The sequence below is a fragment of the Acinetobacter sp. S4397-1 genome (genome assembly GCF_024129285.1).
Taxonomy (GTDB): domain Bacteria; phylum Pseudomonadota; class Gammaproteobacteria; order Pseudomonadales; family Moraxellaceae; genus Acinetobacter; species Acinetobacter lwoffii_C.
In genome coordinates, this window is sequence record NZ_JAMXXZ010000001.1 from 141,420 (window position 1) to 160,575 (window position 19,156).

Here is a 19,156-nt window from a genome sequence, read left to right on the forward strand (position 1 = left end):
AAAAAAGCCTAGTTTTAAACTAGGCTTTTTTCTGGAGGAGGGCTTATTGGAAAGAAAAGCCATCCAGATTAAGGTTGTTTGCAGAAAGTGCCAGATCCAGGCTCGAAGTTTGGTAATCCTGATCACGCTGTTTTAAAATATCTTTGGACACATGCCCTGCAGCGATTTCGCGCAAAGCCACTACAGTCGGTTTGTCATTGTCCCATTCCACAGTCGGTTCAATGCCTTGACGTGCCAATTGACGCGCGCGTTTGCTTGCCACTAGTACAAGCTCAAAGCGGTTGTCTACATGGTCTAAACAATCTTCAACGGTTACGCGTGCCATAAGAATTCTCGTTTGAATAGTAAATTTTAACAGACTGCACAGTATAAAAGGCTTTGCCTAGAGACTCAAGTTTTAATCACTCGGCGCTCGGTGTAATTAAAGCCTGGATCAGTTTTTCATGACGGTACGCCTGCTGAGATACCACCAGACGATTGGCAATAATCACGGATTCAAGGTCGTGCAGCGCCTTGTTAAAGTCGTCATTGATAATCACATAGTCAAAATTGGTATATTGCTGCATGTCTTCAACTGCACAGCTGAGACGGTGTTCAATTACTTCAACAGAGTCGGTGCCGCGGTTGGAGAGGCGTTGACGCAAGTCAAACTGGCTTGGTGGCAGGATGAAAATCTGTTTGGATTCAGGAAATAAGCGACGTACCTGCTGTGCGCCTTGCCAGTCAATTTCCAGTAAAACATCATGGCCCTTGGCCAGCTGTTCCTGGACTGTGGCCTGAGCCGTACCATAGTAATTACCGAATACTTCTGCGTATTCAATAAAACCGCCTTGATTGACCAGATTTAAAAAATCTTCTTTGGTCGAGAAATGATAATGTACGCCATCGAGTTCGCCAGGTCGTTGACCGCGTGTCGTATGAGAGACAGAAACATGAAGATTGTTGACACGCTCAAGTAAGGCTTTAACAAGGGATGTTTTGCCCGTTCCAGACGCCGCGGAAACGACAAACAAGAGACCCGACATGATATTTTTCCTGATATGATAAAATATCTTCTCTATTTTAGAGTAGAGCGGCTTTAAACTAAATAGTTGTGAGTCGAATGTTTACATTTATTTCAATTGAACCGCTAAAAATGGTGTGAGTATTGAGGATTCTATGGAAATTGTCTTAGCCAACCCGCGTGGTTTCTGTGCTGGTGTTGATCGTGCCATTGCGATTGTCAACCGGGCCCTAGAATGCTTTAATCCACCCATTTATGTGCGTCATGAAGTGGTCCATAATAAATTTGTGGTGGATGACCTGCGTCAGCGTGGTGCGATTTTTGTCGATGAACTCGATGAAGTGCCAGATGACAATATTGTGATTTTTAGTGCACATGGAGTATCTAAGGCGGTACAGCAAGAAGCGGAGCGTCGTGGCCTGAAGGTTTTTGATGCGACGTGTCCGCTAGTGACCAAAGTACATATTGAAGTGACCAAATATGCCCGTGAAGGGATTGAAGCCATTTTAATTGGTCATGAAGGCCACCCGGAAGTCGAAGGCACTATGGGTCAATACGACAAGAAAAAGGGTGGTGAAATTTATCTGGTTGAAGATGAAGAGGATGTCGCCGCTTTAACAGTGCATAATCCCGATAAAGTGGCATTTGTAACCCAAACGACTTTGTCCATTGATGATACTGCTAAAGTCATTGATGCGCTTCGCCAGAAATTTCCGAATATCCAAGGTCCGCGTAAAGATGATATTTGCTATGCCACGCAAAACCGTCAGGATGCTGTGCGCGATCTGGCATCTGCTTGTGATGTGGTTCTGGTGGTCGGTTCGCCAAACTCGTCTAACTCAAACCGCTTACGTGAACTGGCCGAACGTATGGGGAAAGCAGCTTATTTGGTGGATAATGCGGATGAGTTGCAACAAGACTGGTTTACTGAGAATACTAAAATTGGAGTTACCGCTGGAGCGTCTGCGCCAGAAATTCTAATTAAACAAGTCATTCAGCGTTTACAGGACTGGGGGGCACAGGCACCTCAAGAGCTGGATGGTCGTGAAGAAAATATTACTTTTAGCTTACCCAAAGAGTTACGCATTCCTGTAACTCAGGCTTAAAAGGTGTTGTAGTTAACAGTTTAATTTTACTCAAAAATTAACGGATGATTGCCAAATGACAGTCATCCGTTTTTTTATGCCTTTTATCTTGTAATGTGTGTTTTTTGTAAACAATTAGAATAAGATTTTTAATAGGGTAAAGTTTTGTTGCTGGGGGGCGCATGCAGAAAAATAAGGGATTTACGCTGATTGAGTTGATGGTGACGATTGCGGTCTTGGCGATTATTGCAGGAATAGCTGCTCCTTCATTTGGCAATATGATGACCCAACAAAATCTTAAAAAAAGTACCAATGAGCTGATAGGTGTTCTACAGCAAGCACGTTCCAAAGCAGTATTGGAACGACGCAATGTAGAAGTCGCACTGCAATCTGCGGAGACAACGACTTTGGTTGCGAATACAGATACGGTTTTAAATTGGATGCCTTATGGCTCCACCACATTACTTCCAAGTAGTGCAACAGAAATTACATATGGATTTAATGGCGGTGTAGTTGGTGCAACTACAGATACGACATTTATCTTATGTAGTAATTCGGGCGGAATATCTCAAACTATTTCAGTGTCTAAAATGGGAACGGTTCAACAAGTGGTGAAGGGAACATGCTGATGAATAGAATAAACCATCAACAGGGTGTTGGACTGATGGAAGTACTCATTGCATTGCTTATTCTGGCAATCGGCGTAATGGGATTTATTGCACTTCAGTATAGAGCGGTTGAAGCAACTATAGAAAGTGGTTCGCGTATTCAAGCGATTAATTTAGGTCGTGACTTGGCTGAAAGAATGCGTGTAAATCGCGGGGCAGAAAATGTTTATACCTATCATCTAAATACCGCTGGGAAACAGATAGATCGAGCGAAAAACTGCTTTACTGCAACGAATTGTACAAGTACTGACTTTGCTGATTTTGATGTGTCCGAAATTTCTAAAAAAGCACGTTCAATTGGCATGATGATCAATTATTTGCCATGCCAAGGAAATAATGATGGGCGCCATTGCATTTATGTGGCATGGGGAGACACTGCACCAACACATGGAGCAGTTGGGGAGGGAAACTGTACTTCCAGTACTGCATATGATCCTGATTCAACCTGTTTAATTATGGAGGTCTACTGATATGAATAAACAGGTAGGTTTTACTTTAATTGAATTGCTGATAGCACTAGCACTTGGTCTGGTAATTAGTGCAGCCGCCCTAATGCTGTTTTTAACTGCTTCGAGAAGCCAAGCCTTACAACAAGGCCAGGCAAGTTTACAGGATGATGCAAATTTTGGTTTGAATACAATTATTCATGATATTCGATTGGGTAATTTGAATACCGTTCAATCGAGTATCAATGATCTTAGTACCTATGGCGGTATCGTATTTAGGTCGAGTGCAAATGCAGTGACTGTAACAGGAACGGATAGAGCTAATCTGCCTATTACACTTATTGGGGGCACTGTTGCACAGAATTTATTATCCAGAAGTCATGGTCAGACAGTAGGAAGTGCCTCACAGTGGTCTGGTATCTCAAATATAAATACTTTTTCTAGTGACCAATTAACAATTCAATATTTACCTCAATATATCAAAGATGATAAAGGCACCCTAGCAACTACAGATGATGTGTGGTATGGAGGATTTGATTGCGAAGGGAATAATTTAGAATTTACCCTGGCACAGGGGAGACAGGTAATAGTACAGCGTTACTTCTTAAGAGCGGATAGTAATAAAAGCGATAATGAGCCAAATCAGCCTTTAGCGCTTGCCTGTGATGCAGGGTACTATCCTTTAGATGGTAGTCCAACCTCTATTACGGGATTTGGAGATGCTGGACAGATTATTTTAAAACGCGCCGATCATTTCAGGGTGTTGTATGGGATTCAAAATGGGGCTAATTATCGTTATGTTGATGCTAGTACTTATCTTGCATTGCCAGCTCCAAGACCGCGAATTCTATTAATTCAATTAGGGATTCTTGGGCGTTCCAATCAGTCGGTGGGAAATGACAGCACCTTCTCAGACGGCCAGGTTTTTCAAGTATTAGATCAAGCTGTAAAAATTAAAACTCCTGCAGCAAACTCTCCTAAATATGCTCGTCAAGTCGTAACACAAACAGTCGCTTTGAGAAATACATTTGGGGAAAGAGGGCAATGATTAAGAAACAACGTGGTGCAACGCTTATAGTGGTTCTACTTATATTGTTAGCTGTTATTGTCCTGGGAACGCTCGCCGTGCGACAAGGAATGGTTTCTCTGGGGATTGCAACGAATAGCCAAGCACAGCAATTGTTACTACAAAACTCGGACTCGGCATTTTTCAATGTTGAAAGAGAAGACAATATTATTCAGGCACTCAGTGGTAGTGGAATGTTTGGCTATATTGGTGGTGCCGATGATAGAGATAAGGAACTTGTATTTTGCTATAGAGGTGCTGAACCAAGTTTCTTTGACATCAATCGTGCAAGTATCATTTATTGGAAAGCTGGGGCAACTGCACCAACAAATAATGAATTTGGTACAGAGGGTTACTGTAATTCAAATACAGGAAGTTCTACTAACTTTTTTACAAGTGGACGAAAAGTGGTAATGACGCAAGTCGCGGTCAAGTTTTCTAGTATTTCTGAAAATGATCCATTTTTTGGGGCGCAATTTGGTACGGATGAAGAAGCAGTTAAATTCGAGCGTAGTAAGGCAGTAAAGGTTTTTGCAGTTTCAGTTATGCCTAATCTTACGTCTGCAACGAGTTCAGCAATTAATGCATGTTTTCAAAATCATATGAGTGAAGTAACAATTCCTGCAGGGACTACGGTAAATGTAAATGCACCGAGTAGAAGAACGGTTACAGAATGCCTGAGTGATCTCAATGTTCCGTTTACTTCTCATGTGACTGAATATGTCATTGTTCAGGACTTTGTCTAAATTTGGGGTAATGAAATGAAACCATTAAAAAATAATTTTCTAAGTTCATATGGCTATAAAGTCCTTGTTGCAAGTATGACTGCACTATCAACAGTATTGGTTACTACTAGCGTAACTCAAGCAAGTGATATTGACATTTATCAGGATGCAAAGTCTGGTGATGTCACCCTTATGTTTATGCTTGATGTATCTGGAAGTATGACTGGCAGTGGTTCATATGATGGTACAGGACAGTATCGAATTACTCGTCTAAAAACAGCAATGAATGATCTTCTAAATGGTAATGCATCTAAAGGAATCACAAAGTTAGCCGATGATAAAATTATAGGTTTATCAACCTTGGGTTCACCAACAAATACTGAGTCTGGTGCAGTATTAGTTCCTGCAAGACGTTTAAATACAACAATAGTTGTACAAGAGTGCACGGGTTCATGGTGGAATACTCAATGTAAAGATGTAAATAAAACCCAGCGCGAAATATTGTGGGAAAGAATTAATGGATTATCCGCAAACTCTAACACTCCAACAGGTCGATCATATGCGACTACTATTTCCTACTTAATGGGGACCTCGACTAAAAACTATACTGATGGTGGGTGGGGTGAATCTGACGAATTGACTAAAAGTGGAAATAATTATAGCTCTCCTACTTCGCTTACTCAAACAGATGAGATTAAGAAATGTAGTGGTCAAGGAGTTTACGTTTTAACAGACGGTGAGCCCAACAAAGGAACAAATACAGACTTATCAAGAGCAGCTATTGGTAAATCATCATTCCCAAATTGCACAGGAACCTCTCCTGGATGGGATTGTATTGGAAAATTAAATTCTGCGTTATTAGATCCAACTAAAAATGCTAAAGGATTGAAATTTAAAACAGCTGTAGTCGGGTTTGGTAATAGTTTTAATAGTATTCCAAAATACGATCCTACAAAATCACAAGCGGAAAATTTAGCTCCATTTTTAGATAAAAATGGAAATAAAAAAACAAACTTAACAAATGTACAGGAAGCAGCATATTGGGGAATTATTGGTGAAGGTGGATGGTATCCAGGAAATAGTTCTCAAGATATTGTAGACAGTGTAAATGATTTTATTAGTAATTTGTCCAAAGATATTCCTTCAGTTACGACTGGCTCACCCACTATTCCACGTGATGCTTTAAATCCAGCCGAACTCCAAGATGATGCTTATTATCAGACCTTTCAACCGACACCGAATACCAGTTACCAGCTTTGGCTCGGAAATTTGAAAAAATTTAAAGTTGATGGAAGTGGCATATTAAAAGGTCAAGGTGGTTCTCGGGTCTTTAATAGTAATGGTAGTCTAGTCGAACCTACCTATGATGCAAATGGAAATATTACATCAACAGTTTATGATTATTGGGCGAAAGCAATTGATACTTCAGTAGTCAATAGTGATGAAAATACAGTGGGTAGCCGTAAATTTGCAGCGAGAGGTGGTGCTTGGTCTCAATTATTATTAGGGGCTAAAGCCGATAATCAAACAGCTCAACGGAAATTGCTAACCAACCGTAGAGCGACTGTAACAGGAGCTTCAACTGTATTTGGGGGGAGTGGTAACCTTCGTCAAGTTCAACTTGCAGACCTTTCAGATTCGATATATAAAAATGATCCGAATCGTGGTTATTTAGTATCATTATTAGGCTATAACATCGATGTTAATAGCCCGCCAACGACAGTTGCAAATTTAATTACCCAACCAGCTCTACGTCAGATGGGTGCAGTCATGCACTCTTACCCAGTACTTGTTACGAATAAAGGTAAGCTCAGTTACAACACAACTGATAAGGTTATGGAATCGACTAACCGGGAAGACTACATACTTTTCGGAACAACGCAAGGTTTGCTTCATGTTGTTGATGCCAATACCGGTGTAGAAAAATTTGCCTTTGTGCCTAATGAAATGGTAGAAAATCAAAAAGATGCTTTCAGGCCATCGAATGTTACTACTGGTGGAATGCAAAAACTGTTTTACGGAATTGATGGTGCGTGGGCGCTTGATACGCGTTATGTGGTAGATGCTTCTGGTAATTTAACAGTGGGTAATGGCCGAACCACTAGTCAAAAGGGCTGGCAAATTGCATACGGTGGTTTGCGTATGGGGGGACGTAGTTATTATGCTTTAGATTTGAGCGATATAAACAGCCCAACACTTAAATTCCATATCGATCCTGCAACCCAGAAAGTCTATAGCGGATCATCAAGCAAATCTTTCTCAGAATTGCAATATATGGGTCAGAGCTGGTCAAAACCCTCCATAGCATGGGTTAATTGGGGTGGTGTACGTAAACGCGTTATGTTTGTAGGTGGGGGGTATGATGCTGGTGGTGATGATGGTGATGCGCGTACAAATGGCGTAAAAGGCTTATATGAAGGTTATGAGAGTCATATTTATAATCAACCCAATAAGAAAGGCGCCGGTGTCTATATGTTTGATGCTGACAATGGTGATTTATTATGGTGGGCCAGTGCCAATGCATCAAGTACTTCAGCAGTAACAACAGAATCAGGTGTAATCGCAACTCAACATAATGACTTAAAATATAGCGTTGCAAGCCAAATCCGTACGGTTGACCGTGATGGAGATGACCTTGTAGATCATCTTTACTTTGGGGATTTAGGCGGTCAGGTATTTAGAATCGATTTAGATAATAAACAAGGTAAGATAGGAGCTGTACCCAAAACTCCAGTCCGTCTATTAAATTTAAATGCGGCAGAGAAAAGTCCACGTTTCTATGATATGCCGAGTTTCTCTCTATATAATGCAGGCGGTGAAACATTTGCACTGATTTCAATAGGCAGTGGTAATAGAAGCGAACCTTTACGAGATTATACAACCACTACAGCAGGCTATGATTACGATTCTATTTATAATGTTTATGATAAAGATGTTGCACGCCGTGATTTGTTCAATAGAGCGGCAACAGCGCCTCTTAAAACTGAAAGCGTCATAAAAACGCAATTAGGAGAAATTACCGATAGTAATCGCTTCTCAACCACTAATCCTGTTGCACCTTATTCAGGTAAAGGCTGGTTCTATCGCTTCCAAAACTGTACAGCTGGAGTAGATGGAGCACTGACAAATTGTAGTAGCTATAAAAAACAAAGTGAGAAAGTATTTGGTACACCATTGGTGATGAACTATAAATTATATGTTTCTACTTTTGATGCTAGTAAACCCGGTATTTCTGGTGACTGTGGTGCTGGGGTTAAAGGTGAAAGTATGATTACAGCTTTCTGTTTGCCATATGGCCAGTGTGCTTCGAAGCCAGCTGATTCACGTGCTGTAATTGGTGTTGGTATTCATACTGTAACCGTTGGCGGTAAAGATGATGGAGGTGGAGGAAAGCCTGATTGTGAAGGTGACAGCTGTCCACCGGTAACTTGTGGTGATGAGGTATGTCCACCAGAAGCGGAAGGTGAGTCTAGTGCGAAAAATTATTGTATTCAAACAAGTGGCCGTATTGCTCTAACTGTGACGGGTGGTTTCGGTGGTGGTGAAGCAACAGAAATGTGTCTGATACCCCAACGTTGGTATGAAAAACTAGCACGTAAAAACTGATAGGTGACTTATGAATTTAAATATTTCACCATTAAAGGGTTTTACTTTGGTTGAACTCATGGTTGTAGTCGTAATTGTAGCTATATTTGCTGCAGTTGCGATTCCATCCTATCAAGCTACTGTACGACGTGGTCAGGCTGTGCAAGCACAAGATCAACTCCAACAAATAGCAATGATGTTAGATAAGCATAAGTCTCGCAACTTTAGCTATGAGGGAGCTAATGTGCCAACGGATTTGAGGGTGCTGCCTAAAGGTGCAACTGGAACAGCTGTTAAGTACAATTTTATTTTAGTTCTTGGCGCCACCGGACAAACATGGGTTGTGACAGCTGAAAGTAAAGATACGCGAAACTTTAGCTTCTTAATGTCAAGCACAGGCTTGCGCTGTAAAAATAAGACTTGGGCTAATATTAATACCACGACCATGACGTGTGGAACGGGGCATGAAGAATGGTAAATGAAAATAAAGGCTTTACGCTTATCGAACTCATGATTGTGGTGGCAATTATAGGTATCCTTGCTGCGATTACTTATCCTTCATATCAGGAATATGTTCGAAAAACGAAAAGAACTGAAGCTCAAGCTGAGTTACTGGATATTGCTCAAAAAATACAGCGCTATAAAATTGCTAATTTTTCTTATATGAAAGATGTTGGAGGGACACTAACGGCTATTACGTTAGCAGATATACAGCACTCAGGAAATATTCCATCACAAGGTGAAGTCCTATATACCGTCGCTTTAACTAATGTCGGGTTGAGTACATGGACACTTGTAGCTACTCCTAAAACAGGTACTGTGGTTGCTAATAATGGTGTTCTTTGTTTAAATCAAAGAAACCAGAAATTTTGGGCTAAGGGTGCGGTAGCTTGTGCCTTGAGTGAAACATCTACTTGGGACGGGCGCTAAACCTAAAATTGTAGCCAACCCACTTTTTAATCTTTCATTCAGGGCAAACATCGCGTAAAATACGGCCCTCTATGAAAGGGGTTTGAATTGTATCGATGGTCGATACAGGGATAATCCGTAAAAACTATAAGGTTCTATCATGGTTGTTATTCGTCTTACTCGTGGTGGTGCTAAAAAGCGTCCATTCTATCAAATCGTTGTAACTGACAGCCGCAATGCGCGTGACGGTCGTTTCATCGAACGTATCGGTTTCTTCAACCCAACAGCTCAAGGTAAAGCAGAAAAACTTCGTTTAGATGCTGATCGTTTCGCTCACTGGGTGGCTCAAGGTGCTCAACCTTCAGAGCGTGTTGCTTCTTTAGCTGCTCAAGCTAAGAAAGCTGCAGCTGCTGCATAATTTTAACGAATTAAGTAGTAGGTAGCCCATGACACCAACACAGAATGTTCCCGAAGATCGTATTCAGATTGGACAGTTACGTTCAGCATATGGATTAAATGGGTGGCTCTGGGTCTATTCCAATACAGAACCCATGAGCAACATATTTGACTACCTGCCTTGGTACATTGAGACTAAAGCAGGTTGGCAAATTGTCGATGTAAAACGTTGGAAACCGCATGGTAAGGGCCTGGTGGTCAGCTTGAAAGGTGTGAGCGATCGCACTGCAGCAGATAACCTGGTGGGTGCAAATATCTGGATTGCAAAATCGCAGCTGCCACAAGCAGGCGTGGACGAGTATTACTGGTCTGATCTGAAAGGCCTAACGGTGTTAGGTCTGGACGATGATGAGCAGGAAGTCAACCTCGGTCAAATCCATGAGCTGTTTGAGACAGGTGCCAATGACGTTATGGTGGTTCGTGCGACTGCCGAGAGCGTTGATGGTGAAGAGCGAATGATTCCATGGCACAAAGATGTGGTCCAGCGTGTTGATCTCGAAGCTGGTCGTATCTACGTAAATTGGGGCGTAGATTACTAATATTTCGGAAATAGAGGAGTCTGCGATGTTTTTTGCAGTCATTACGCTTTTTCCTGAAATGTTTGAAGCGATTACAGCCTACGGGATTAGCGGGCGCGCAGCAAAACGGGATTTGATGCAGATTCACTGTATTAATCCACGTGATTTTGCAACGGGCAACTACAAACGGGTGGATGAACGTCCATTTGGGGGTGGTCCGGGTATGGTGATGATGGCTGAGCCGCTGGCAAAAGCAATTCACCGTGCCATAGAGCTTGCAAATGATGCAGGTGCGGTTCATGTACCGGTGGTGTATATGTCACCCCAAGGTAAAACCTTAAATGAAGCAGCAGTACAGGATTTCGTTCGGTATGACGGTCTGATTGTACTCTGTGGACGTTATGAAGGGGTCGATGAGCGTTTGATCCAGAAATATGTTGATCAGGAATGGTCAATCGGGGATTACGTCTTGTCGGGCGGTGAGCTGCCTGCGATGGTTTTATTAGACAGCATTATTCGGAGACTTCCGAATGCCATGTCTGATGAGCAATCTCATGTGCAAGACTCCTTTGTGGACGGTCTGTTAGACTGCCCGCAATATACCAAGCCAGATCATTTTGAAGGTTTGGATGTGCCTGAAGTATTAAAGTCCGGGCATCATGCAAATATTGAAAAATGGCGGTTTTTGCAGCGTTACCAGCGTACACTTGAACGCCGCCCAGAATTGGTGGAGCAAGTTGAGCTAAGCAAGCAGCAAAAAAAATGGCTCAAAGATGAGCAAGGGTAAGTAAACTTAAAGCAGTGCTTTAAGGCTTTACCTGAGCAAAATACTTAAATTTAATTAAGTATTTTATTAGGCTCTTTATGTATTGAAGTGGTCAAGCATAAAGAAAAAGTTTAATGGGTAACATGCGCTTTAGCCTCTATACCCTGCGGATATCAGACCCCTTCTGACCCGCGCTAATCGGAGATACCCCATGAGCGGTAAGCATCCTTTAGTTCAAGCAGTTGAAAATGCACAATTAAGAACAGATCTACCTGAATTTGCACCAGGTGATACAGTTATTGTTTCTGTAAAAGTAAAAGAGGGCGATCGTGAACGTCTTCAGGCTTTTGAAGGTGTAGTAATTGCAATCAAAAACCGTGGTTTAAACTCTGCGTTTACAGTTCGTAAAATCTCTAGCGGTGTTGGTGTTGAACGTGTTTTCCAAACACATTCTCCAATCGTAGCTAAAGTTGAAGTGAAACGTCGTGGTGCCGTTCGTCGTGCTAAACTTTACTACCTGCGTGAATTGTCTGGTAAAGCTGCGCGTATCCGTGAAAAATTACCAGCTCGTAAAGTTAAAGCTTAATTTTAAGTTTTATCACGAGTTAAAAAATGCGCCTATCGGCGCATTTTTTATATCTGTAGTTTAGTAGTTTATATGCCTGTACTTTTAATCTATTGGCTGGTGAATGGAAAAGCACCACTTGCTCATCATGCTTTTTTAAACAACTGAAGTATTCTCTACAGTCGCTCCAGAATCATCTTTGACCTTAAAGTCCCTGTAACTTTAAACGGTTGGCATGCTGGCGATAGACATTGACCGGATCAGCGGCAAATAGACTTTTAAGACCCAATACCATATTAACCTCGTCCAGATGATTCCAGTGGTAATTATCGCGAATGGTTTTACCGAATTTTGCGCTACAACGCGCCACCAGGCCATCATTATCCCGTCCTCCATCTATTAATAAGCTGGTGAGTTGTAAAGCGGAGTCCGGATCAAGAATATTGGTGACCGTTCCAACACCAGTGAAAGAATAGTGGTAAATGCCTCCCTGTTTATAGCTGCCTTCTTCACAGCTTGTTGTAGGCATCCCGAAGGGATATTTCTGGTTAAATTCAGCTGCGCCGGCCAGTGTAAGACTGTTACCTGCCGCCATGGAATCATGCGGGAAACTGTTTGGGTTTAGGCCCTGTGCCCAAGTGATTGCTTTAGACATCAGGTTAATGCTACCGACCAAAGCTTCTTCAATAACCGTGCCTTGCGCTTTTAGAATTAAATCCGCCACTGGAGAACCTTTATGGGGTGCGCCCACTGTAGTTAAGGAGGCAACGGAGTTAGGGGCTACACCTGCCACATAGCGAATCGTCGGGCCGCCATGCGAGTGACCAATCAGATTGACCTTTTCAGCGCCTGTAATGGCTAAAATTTCTTCAACCTGCTGTTTAAGCTGTTCACCCCGTACCTCAGATGAGTTAAAGGGTGATACACGCGTGGCCCAGACATTGGCGCCATTACGGGCCAAATCTGGCAGAATCTGATACCAGTAATCCAGTCCAAACTGATCCGTGCCTATACGAATAAATCCTGCCATACCATGCGCAAAAACTATCGGATATTGGGTTTTGGCGTAGTTCGAGCTGACTTTTGCAGTGGCTTGACTGGCCAGCGTGGGAGTTTGTGCCATGACAGAGCTTGAGCCGAAGAGCAAGCCTGCTATAAATAGTCCATATTTCATAAATCACTCCTGCTTGTTATTTTTATGGCAATCCGCGCCATATTTTTCTTTTGCAATGACCCGCGTGGCACTGGCACACTGCTTGGGTATGTAGAGATAAGCCAAGCACTATGCTACTGGTGAGCGTGACAGCCAATGCGGGCTGAAATTGCCTCAACATTTTCATAAATTCCTTTTTTATAAGCTTTATTAAATAGGTTGTCAGTTCCAGCGCTAAAATTTTGCAGTCCATGCAGCGCTGCTCATGGGAGGCATATTGTTTTTCTTTTGCTTATTCTTCTCAGACTGTCGGCTAAAGACCATATCATTTCAGGACAAGAGCAAGCTGAAAAAATAGTGGCGCACCAACTATTCGAGATAGCTTTTATAAACTCTTGAAAACGCGACACCATATGAACAGTGGCTGACATACTTGTTTACCTCTATTGAAGTAAGATCTTTGTCAATCCGATGAATAGATCCAGCAAGGAGCCAGCTTCTCTGACGTGATTTGATCAGTAGAGCATGTCAATCTGGATAAGGTAATTTACCCCCCTGATCATGCAGCTGTTCAAAGGTGGCCAGTCGCAAACGGTCTTCTGGTTTTTTAAAGGACTGTACCCGCAGCTCCTGAATAGCTTGCTGTTTGGCATTATCACTTATGCCACTTTTTAAGATATTGTCTCGTGCATGAAGGTAGTGGTTGACATTGTTTTTCCAGTTGGCCCGTTCTATATCCAGTTTTTCCAAACGCTGGGTGGCGGCCGGACCCACCAGGTTCAGACGCATCTGCCGGATTTCTTCATCAGAGCCGCCGCGAGCTTTAATATCAGCCGTTAATTGACGTAAATCTTCTAGCTTGTTCAGCTGTTCCAGGTTTTCCTGCCAGTCCTGAGGCAGTTGCTCGAATAAGTTTTTCAGTTGCTGGGCTTTTTCTGCTTCACTCAGCTGTTGATCTGCCAGAACCGCTATCCGTTCCAAGGTATATTCATGGTAGCTATCTTCTGTACCAAACAGGCCTTCAATTTCACCCTTCGAGAAAAACTGTTGACGTAAATTCTGGGTAGCAGTATAGATGCTGCGGTAATAAGCCGGGTCTTCCTGATTGAGGCCAGAGGGCGGATTTAATGAACCTAGGGTCTGACGGTATTGCAGATAACGCTTCCACAAGTCCAGAATTTGTGAGAGCGCAGGTTGTTGATAGTTCTGCGAAATGTAGCCATGAAAATCTGTATCGATCTGTTCCAGTGTTTTTTCGCCATACTGGGTAATAAAATATTCAAAACAGTTACGGGTCTGTTCATTCACTATTAAGCGCTGACTGGCATCAAGACGCATTTGACAGTTGATTTCCGTATCCTGCTGACTGGAACTGGCAAACATGGCATTGGCCGGGTTCTGGTTTAGCAATACTGTCTGTTGCTGGGGGGCTGTGGTGGAAGATGACGGCGTAGCTATATGTGCTTCAGCCTTATCTTTGGGAGCTAGCCACAGAATCAGGGTGATCATACAGAGGAGCACCAGCGCCACAATAATCCAGATTTTGTATTTCTGCATATCCTATGCACCTTTTTTGTTTTTCTTTCCTGAGGAATCCAGTCTAAATAGACTCAATATGCCATAAATGTATTTCAACGGCATAGACAAGTTGTAAATCATCGAGCAGGGTTTTACCATTGCACCAATTTAAAAAATGTCTGATGTTGTGCCATGAAAGTAGCTTCTCCTAAAATTCAGCGTCGTCATATCAGCGGTGTATTTCTGTTAAATAAACCTTTGGGCATCAGCTCTAATGCGGCACTGCAAAAAGTCCGCTGGCTGTACCGTGCGCAAAAGGCAGGCCATACCGGGGCACTGGATCCACTGGCCTCCGGTTTATTGCCGATCTGTCTGGGAGAGGCGACCAAATTTTCGCATTATCTGCTGGATTCGACCAAGCGCTATCAGACCACCATCTTTTTAGGTCATAGCACCACCACGGGTGATGTCGAAGGTGAAGTGCTACTGGAGCAGGCGGTGCCCGAGCTGACTGAAGCACGTATTGAAGAGGTCTTGGCTCAGTTCACTGGGGATATCCAGCAAGTGCCACCGATGTATTCGGCTCTCAAAAAAGAAGGCCGACCGTTATATGAACTGGCTCGCCAAGGCATTGAGATTGAACGCGAAGCTCGCCCAATCACTATTTATGCAATTACCTTATTGTCCTTTACTGAAAACAGTATCACGCTGGATGTGACCTGCTCCAAAGGCACTTATATTCGTGTACTCGGTGAAGATATTGCCAAAGCGCTGGGAACGTATGGTCATCTGACTTATCTGCACCGTACCCGAACTGGACATTTTGATCTTATTCCTGGCTATACCCTCGAATATCTGGAAAGTCTGACTGAAGCAGAGCGCGAAGCCCTGCTTTTAGCTGCCTATGCTCCAGTCCAGCACTTTACGCACATTCAGGTGCCGGAAGGCCGCGCGGAGTATTTTAGCCGGGGGATGGAAAGTAATATTGATCATCCTGCTGAACCGCAGGTATTGGTCTTTCATGGCGATCAGTGTCTGGGGCTGGCAGAAATTACCGAGCGTAAACGTCTGGTGCCAAAACGCGTACTTAATCTCTAATTCGGTTTTATTCACATGGAGCTTGAGATTGTCATCAGTCTGGTCGTCTTTGCCTTTATGGCAGGAGCGATTGATGCAGCGGTGGGAGGCGGTGGGCTGATCCAGATTCCAGCCCTCATGAGCAGTCTGCCGCACTTGCAACCTGCCACAGTATTTGGCACCAACAAGCTGGCTTCGATTTTTGGAACCGGTTCTGCTGCTTGGTCTTACCTCAGGCAGGTCAAACTGCCTTGGAACTTGCTGGGCGTGATTGCGCTGTGCAGCTTGGTCAGTGCTTTTATGGGCGCAGCCAGTGTTACCTTGATTCCAGTCAATATTCTCAAGCCTTTTGTTTTGTTCATGCTGATCGTGATTGCACTGTATACCTTCATGAAAAAGCAGTTCGGCCAGTTACATGTCGAGCAAAAGCCGAATAAAAAGATGCTGATTCTGGCAGCATTGGGCAGCTTGCTGATCGGATTTTATGACGGAATTTTTGGACCCGGCACGGGCAGTTTCTTTATCTTCTTTTTTATCCGTTACCTGAGCGTAGATTTTCTGCATGCATCAGCACTTTCAAAAATCGCCAACTTCACCACCAACCTGGCGGCTTTAAGTTTCTTTATTCCCAGTGGCCATGTGCTATTTCTGCTCGGTGCGATGATGGCGGTGACGAATATTGCCGGTTCGCTGCTGGGGGTCAGACTGGCTTTTAAATATGGCAGTGGCTTTATCCGGATTTTGTTTCTGATACTGGTCAGTTTGCTGATTTGTCGTTTGAGCTATCAGCTGTTCTGGGCTTGAAACTAGATGTAAACCATTCTCGATATTAACCTTTTTATAGCAACAGCTGTACAAACTATGCCAGATTAACTCCTAAAAATTCTCTAGAATCAGCAGCATGAAGAACAAAAAATGAAACAGGAGTCATGATGCAGACGATTTTTGAAGCTTTAAGAGAAAGCCACCAGATTCAGCGCGAGCTGGCAGAAAAATTATTACAGACTTCCGGGGATTCACCTGAACGCCGTGAATTGTTCAAGCAACTCAAAAATGAACTGTTTGCCCATGAGACGGCGGAAGACCGCTATTTCTATATTCCATTGATGATGACGGATTCCGGCCTGAGTATCACCCGTCATGCTCTGGCAGAACACCATGAAATGGATGAAATGGTCGAAGAACTGACGGCGATGGAACTCAGTAATCCTGGGTGGATTGCGCTGGCAAAAAAACTGTCTGAAAAGGTGCATCACCATTTAAAAGAGGAAGAACACGGTTTCTTTCAGCAGGCTGGTAAAATTTTGGATGAGCAACAAAAGACGGCTTTGGCTGAACAATATCAGCGGGAATACCAGCATTATAAAGACATGAACAAAGATACGCTGGTCTAAAGCTAATCTTTGCATTTAAAATTACATCACACCACACCATGGCTGGATGACCATCTTTTTACTCAATTAATTCAGCTTGTCGATTTTTGGGGTTTTATATTTTTTATGCGTTTCACTTAAGGTTACCCCGACTGAAGCCAGCATAATACAGAACAGTGCCACGGTTTGAAGTAGGGTGATTTTTTCACCCAGCAGTAGAAACCCGGCCAGTGCTGCCAAGGCCGGAGACAGACTGGAGAGCGTACCATAGGTGGTTTTGTTCAGGTATTGCAGGGCTTTTAAATCCAGGGCATAAGGAATAGCAGTGGCCAGTAGGGCAATCGCCAAGGCTTTTCCCCAGTACTGGGTCTCTATCAGGGCTGGAGCATTGTTATATAAACCAATGGGTAATAAACAGAACGCGGAAAGTGTAATAGCAATCGTCAGCGCATGCATGCCGATATTCTGCTGTACGACACGTTGTCCAAAATAGATATACAAGGCCCAGCACAGACCTGCACCCAGCGCACAGGCCGCGCCAATCAGGTCGAAATTACTGCTATGGGCCTGCCCCCAAGGCACCATCAGGATGATCCCTAAAATTGCCAACAAGACCCAGGCATAATCTTTGCGATTCTGAATTGAAATCAGTGCCAGGCCCAGCGGACCGATAAATTCCAGCCCTACCGCGATACCTTGTGGCAGGCGGCCTAGCGATAAATAAAACAGAATATTCATCACGCCCAAAGCTGCGCTATAGTAGAGCAGATCCCGCCATTTCAAGAAGCGTAAGCGTCGAATAATGTTCCAGGAGCGGAACATGACACAGACAATAACTGCCGCGAAACATAACCTTAAAATGGTCACAGTGATGGGATCAAGCACCATAAATAGCTGCTTGGCGAAGGAAGCACTGATCTGGTAGGAAGTCATGGATAAAACCATGTACACCACCGCAAGGAGTTGAGTGTTTGGCATGCAGGTGCTACTTATGCCAAAAAGGCATAATCAATCAATAGGGGAAAATGAAATTATAGCAAAGCGGGCTGTTTGTAATGCGTAGAGCAGAAGAATATTTTATGTGCAGATACTGTAGATAGAGAGCACATGAATTCAAATTTTCCACAAAAGATGATTGTCAAAAATTTTTAAATTCAAAGTGTCAAATAGCAGGTTCTAAGTTTTGAATTTAAAAATACATCGCTGGTTTTAGTCTAAGGTATTTATAGTCAATCTTTGATAAAACTATATTTTTATACTTAAGTGATTTTTAGTTTGATTTAAGTATGTGCAATACTTTTAAAAGTTTAAAAAATAACTGATAAGTAACTTGAAAAAATAAGTCCAAATTAAGTAGCACGCTGTTTGCGTCTTTGTGTGGTAATGGTGCAGCCAATTGAGGCCGTGATAATGGTGGCAAGGGCCAGCCACTGGTTCCACAATAAGCTTTCACCTAGAAATACAAAACCGGACAGGGCAGCAATGGCAGGTTCCAGACTCATTAAAGTCCCAAAGCTGAGGGCAGTTATATTACGCAGGGCAATCATTTCCAAGCTAAAAGGCAAGACACTGGCCAGTACAGCTAATATAATGAAATATATCAAATTTCCAGGTTCAAATGCTTGTGTGGGCATACCTGCAAACAGGGCAATCGGCATCACCAGCAGCATTGCGACGAACATGCCCAAGCAGACGGTATGATTGCCCGACACCCCCGACGGTTTTTGTCCGGCAACAATATAGACAGCCCAGCAGGCACCTGCGCCCAGAGCCAAAATAATTCCCAGTGGATCGAGTGGCTCGGCGGCTTGATGAAAAGGAAAGAGTAAGATCAGCCCTACCACTGCCAGACCGACCCAGATAAAGTCGGCTTTCTGCCGGGCATAAAACAGCGCCACACTTAAGGGGCCAATAAATTCAAAAGACACCGCAATACCGAGTGGCAGGCGGTCAATGGCCAGATAAAACAGCATGTTCATTCCCGCCAGGGCTAAGCCATAGCTGAGAATAGCCGCCCATTTTACCTGTTTGAAACTGATCTGCCAGATTTTAAAAATCAGTGCCAGAATCAAGGCGCCTAATAGCAGGCGCATGGCTGAAACGGTCAGGATTGGAAATTGACCGAACAGATATTTGGCAAAGGAGCCACTGCTTTGCATGCTGATCATCGCGATCAGTAAAATCAGCGGTGCTTGTACGAAGGGCGCAATTTTAAAACTGGGCATGACTCAATTGGTTTCGAG

At 43.2% G+C, this 19,156-nt stretch carries 21 protein-coding genes; 15 read left to right on the forward strand and 6 right to left on the reverse strand.

Translation table 11 applies throughout. From position 1 onward, the window contains the following. Positions 1–43: 43 nt before the first annotated feature. Both rpoZ and gmk read right to left on the reverse strand, forming a co-directional pair. Complete coding sequence (gene rpoZ, locus NI467_RS00655) at positions 44–325, reverse strand: DNA-directed RNA polymerase subunit omega (protein WP_004650579.1); 282 nt, start codon at positions 323–325, stop codon at positions 44–46. A gap of 76 nt (positions 326–401) precedes the next feature. After that, positions 402–1,025: a guanylate kinase gene (gmk, locus tag NI467_RS00660; RefSeq protein ID WP_151204618.1), complete on the reverse strand. Its 624-nt coding sequence runs from the start codon at positions 1,023–1,025 to the stop codon at positions 402–404. A 133-nt stretch (positions 1,026–1,158) separates the two neighbouring features. Between gmk and ispH the strand changes: the two genes are divergently transcribed. The 12 genes from ispH to rplS all read left to right on the forward strand — a co-directional run bounded on the left by ispH (position 1,159) and on the right by rplS (position 11,813). Beyond that, complete coding sequence (ispH, locus tag NI467_RS00665; RefSeq protein ID WP_253150351.1) at positions 1,159–2,109, forward strand: 4-hydroxy-3-methylbut-2-enyl diphosphate reductase; 951 nt, start codon at positions 1,159–1,161, stop codon at positions 2,107–2,109. Positions 2,110–2,270: 161 nt separating this feature from the next. Beyond that, a complete protein-coding gene (locus tag NI467_RS00670; protein WP_253150353.1) occupies positions 2,271–2,717 on the forward strand; it encodes a GspH/FimT family pseudopilin in 447 nt (148 codons plus the stop codon). Continuing rightward, positions 2,717–3,226, forward strand: coding sequence for a type IV pilus modification protein PilV (gene pilV, locus NI467_RS00675; protein WP_151204613.1), 510 nt, complete (start codon positions 2,717–2,719; stop codon positions 3,224–3,226). The genes NI467_RS00670 and pilV overlap by 1 nt, the downstream gene beginning before the upstream one ends. A gap of 1 nt (position 3,227) precedes the next feature. Then, positions 3,228–4,250, forward strand: coding sequence for a PilW family protein (locus tag NI467_RS00680; protein WP_253150355.1), 1,023 nt, complete (start codon positions 3,228–3,230; stop codon positions 4,248–4,250). After that, complete coding sequence (locus tag NI467_RS00685; protein ID WP_253150357.1) at positions 4,247–5,014, forward strand: pilus assembly protein PilX; 768 nt, start codon at positions 4,247–4,249, stop codon at positions 5,012–5,014. The genes NI467_RS00680 and NI467_RS00685 overlap by 4 nt, the downstream gene beginning before the upstream one ends. 15 nt (positions 5,015–5,029) lie before the next feature. Beyond that, positions 5,030–8,599 carry a PilC/PilY family type IV pilus protein gene (locus NI467_RS00690; RefSeq protein ID WP_253150359.1) on the forward strand — a complete coding sequence of 1,190 codons (3,570 nt, stop codon included), beginning with the start codon at positions 5,030–5,032 and terminating at the stop codon, positions 8,597–8,599. 10 nt (positions 8,600–8,609) lie between these two features. Next, positions 8,610–9,056 (forward strand): type IV pilin protein, encoded by a 447-nt coding sequence (locus NI467_RS00695; RefSeq protein ID WP_253150361.1) that lies wholly within the window; start codon positions 8,610–8,612, stop codon positions 9,054–9,056. After that, positions 9,050–9,508, forward strand: a complete 459-nt coding sequence (locus tag NI467_RS00700) for a type IV pilin protein (protein ID WP_151204606.1) — start codon at positions 9,050–9,052, stop codon at positions 9,506–9,508. Before NI467_RS00695 ends, NI467_RS00700 begins: the two co-directional genes overlap by 7 nt. Before the next feature lie 139 nt (positions 9,509–9,647). After that, on the forward strand, positions 9,648–9,905 hold the full coding sequence (rpsP, locus tag NI467_RS00705; RefSeq protein ID WP_004974526.1) for a 30S ribosomal protein S16: 258 nt from the start codon (positions 9,648–9,650) through the stop codon (positions 9,903–9,905). Between the two features lie 28 nt (positions 9,906–9,933). Beyond that, entirely contained in the window at positions 9,934–10,482 is a 549-nt protein-coding gene (gene rimM / locus NI467_RS00710) for a ribosome maturation factor RimM (protein WP_151204604.1), read from the forward strand. A 25-nt stretch (positions 10,483–10,507) separates the two neighbouring features. Beyond that, positions 10,508–11,248: a tRNA (guanosine(37)-N1)-methyltransferase TrmD gene (gene trmD / locus NI467_RS00715; RefSeq protein ID WP_253150363.1), complete on the forward strand. Its 741-nt coding sequence runs from the start codon at positions 10,508–10,510 to the stop codon at positions 11,246–11,248. Between the two features lie 190 nt (positions 11,249–11,438). After that, positions 11,439–11,813 carry a 50S ribosomal protein L19 gene (gene rplS / locus NI467_RS00720; RefSeq protein ID WP_151204600.1) on the forward strand — a complete coding sequence of 125 codons (375 nt, stop codon included), beginning with the start codon at positions 11,439–11,441 and terminating at the stop codon, positions 11,811–11,813. A gap of 184 nt (positions 11,814–11,997) precedes the next feature. Here rplS and NI467_RS00725 read toward each other — a convergent pair whose 3' ends face one another. Together NI467_RS00725 and NI467_RS00730 are read right to left on the reverse strand one after the other, a co-directional pair. After that, the gene (locus tag NI467_RS00725; RefSeq protein WP_253150365.1) at positions 11,998–12,966 is read right to left on the reverse strand and encodes a triacylglycerol lipase; all 969 of its coding nucleotides are present in this window, start codon (positions 12,964–12,966) and stop codon (positions 11,998–12,000) included. A 507-nt stretch (positions 12,967–13,473) separates the two neighbouring features. Then, positions 13,474–14,502 (reverse strand): lipase secretion chaperone, encoded by a 1,029-nt coding sequence (locus NI467_RS00730; protein WP_253150367.1) that lies wholly within the window; start codon positions 14,500–14,502, stop codon positions 13,474–13,476. Positions 14,503–14,655: 153 nt separating this feature from the next. Here NI467_RS00730 and truB point away from each other — a divergent pair, with 153 nt between their 5' ends. The 3 genes from truB (at position 14,656) to NI467_RS00745 (ending at position 16,934) form a co-directional block, all read left to right on the forward strand. Then, entirely contained in the window at positions 14,656–15,561 is a 906-nt protein-coding gene (truB, locus tag NI467_RS00735) for a tRNA pseudouridine(55) synthase TruB (RefSeq protein WP_253150369.1), read from the forward strand. A 15-nt stretch (positions 15,562–15,576) separates the two neighbouring features. Continuing rightward, entirely contained in the window at positions 15,577–16,344 is a 768-nt protein-coding gene (locus NI467_RS00740) for a TSUP family transporter (protein WP_253150371.1), read from the forward strand. A 128-nt stretch (positions 16,345–16,472) separates the two neighbouring features. Further along, positions 16,473–16,934, forward strand: a complete 462-nt coding sequence (locus NI467_RS00745) for a hemerythrin domain-containing protein (RefSeq protein ID WP_253150501.1) — start codon at positions 16,473–16,475, stop codon at positions 16,932–16,934. A 66-nt stretch (positions 16,935–17,000) separates the two neighbouring features. Here NI467_RS00745 and NI467_RS00750 read toward each other — a convergent pair whose 3' ends face one another. Further along, on the reverse strand, positions 17,001–17,891 hold the full coding sequence (locus NI467_RS00750; RefSeq protein WP_253150372.1) for a DMT family transporter: 891 nt from the start codon (positions 17,889–17,891) through the stop codon (positions 17,001–17,003). Positions 17,892–18,262: 371 nt separating this feature from the next. Continuing rightward, positions 18,263–19,138, reverse strand: a complete 876-nt coding sequence (locus NI467_RS00755) for a DMT family transporter (RefSeq protein WP_174660309.1) — start codon at positions 19,136–19,138, stop codon at positions 18,263–18,265. Positions 19,139–19,156 lie beyond the last annotated feature (18 nt).

Excerpts from the sequence above, each read along its gene's own strand:
- NI467_RS00725 (WP_253150365.1), bottom strand. The coding sequence starts at position 12,966 with ATGAAATATGGACTATTTATAGCAGGCTTGCTCTTCGGCTCAAGCTCT.
- NI467_RS00740 (WP_253150371.1), top strand. The coding sequence starts at position 15,577 with ATGGAGCTTGAGATTGTCATCAGTCTGGTCGTCTTTGCCTTTATGGCA.
- NI467_RS00690 (WP_253150359.1), top strand. The coding sequence starts at position 5,030 with ATGAAACCATTAAAAAATAATTTTCTAAGTTCATATGGCTATAAAGTC.
- NI467_RS00730 (WP_253150367.1), bottom strand. The coding sequence starts at position 14,502 with ATGCAGAAATACAAAATCTGGATTATTGTGGCGCTGGTGCTCCTCTGT.
- ispH (WP_253150351.1), top strand. The coding sequence starts at position 1,159 with ATGGAAATTGTCTTAGCCAACCCGCGTGGTTTCTGTGCTGGTGTTGAT.
- gmk (WP_151204618.1), bottom strand. The coding sequence starts at position 1,025 with ATGTCGGGTCTCTTGTTTGTCGTTTCCGCGGCGTCTGGAACGGGCAAA.
- rimM (WP_151204604.1), top strand. The coding sequence starts at position 9,934 with ATGACACCAACACAGAATGTTCCCGAAGATCGTATTCAGATTGGACAG.
- pilV (WP_151204613.1), top strand. The coding sequence starts at position 2,717 with ATGAATAGAATAAACCATCAACAGGGTGTTGGACTGATGGAAGTACTC.
- trmD (WP_253150363.1), top strand. The coding sequence starts at position 10,508 with ATGTTTTTTGCAGTCATTACGCTTTTTCCTGAAATGTTTGAAGCGATT.
- NI467_RS00755 (WP_174660309.1), bottom strand. The coding sequence starts at position 19,138 with ATGCCCAGTTTTAAAATTGCGCCCTTCGTACAAGCACCGCTGATTTTA.
- rpsP (WP_004974526.1), top strand. The coding sequence starts at position 9,648 with ATGGTTGTTATTCGTCTTACTCGTGGTGGTGCTAAAAAGCGTCCATTC.
- NI467_RS00745 (WP_253150501.1), top strand. The coding sequence starts at position 16,473 with ATGCAGACGATTTTTGAAGCTTTAAGAGAAAGCCACCAGATTCAGCGC.
- NI467_RS00750 (WP_253150372.1), bottom strand. The coding sequence starts at position 17,891 with ATGCCAAACACTCAACTCCTTGCGGTGGTGTACATGGTTTTATCCATG.
- NI467_RS00680 (WP_253150355.1), top strand. The coding sequence starts at position 3,228 with ATGAATAAACAGGTAGGTTTTACTTTAATTGAATTGCTGATAGCACTA.
- rplS (WP_151204600.1), top strand. The coding sequence starts at position 11,439 with ATGAGCGGTAAGCATCCTTTAGTTCAAGCAGTTGAAAATGCACAATTA.
- NI467_RS00670 (WP_253150353.1), top strand. The coding sequence starts at position 2,271 with ATGCAGAAAAATAAGGGATTTACGCTGATTGAGTTGATGGTGACGATT.
- NI467_RS00685 (WP_253150357.1), top strand. The coding sequence starts at position 4,247 with ATGATTAAGAAACAACGTGGTGCAACGCTTATAGTGGTTCTACTTATA.
- NI467_RS00695 (WP_253150361.1), top strand. The coding sequence starts at position 8,610 with ATGAATTTAAATATTTCACCATTAAAGGGTTTTACTTTGGTTGAACTC.
- NI467_RS00700 (WP_151204606.1), top strand. The coding sequence starts at position 9,050 with ATGGTAAATGAAAATAAAGGCTTTACGCTTATCGAACTCATGATTGTG.
- truB (WP_253150369.1), top strand. The coding sequence starts at position 14,656 with ATGAAAGTAGCTTCTCCTAAAATTCAGCGTCGTCATATCAGCGGTGTA.
- rpoZ (WP_004650579.1), bottom strand. The coding sequence starts at position 325 with ATGGCACGCGTAACCGTTGAAGATTGTTTAGACCATGTAGACAACCGC.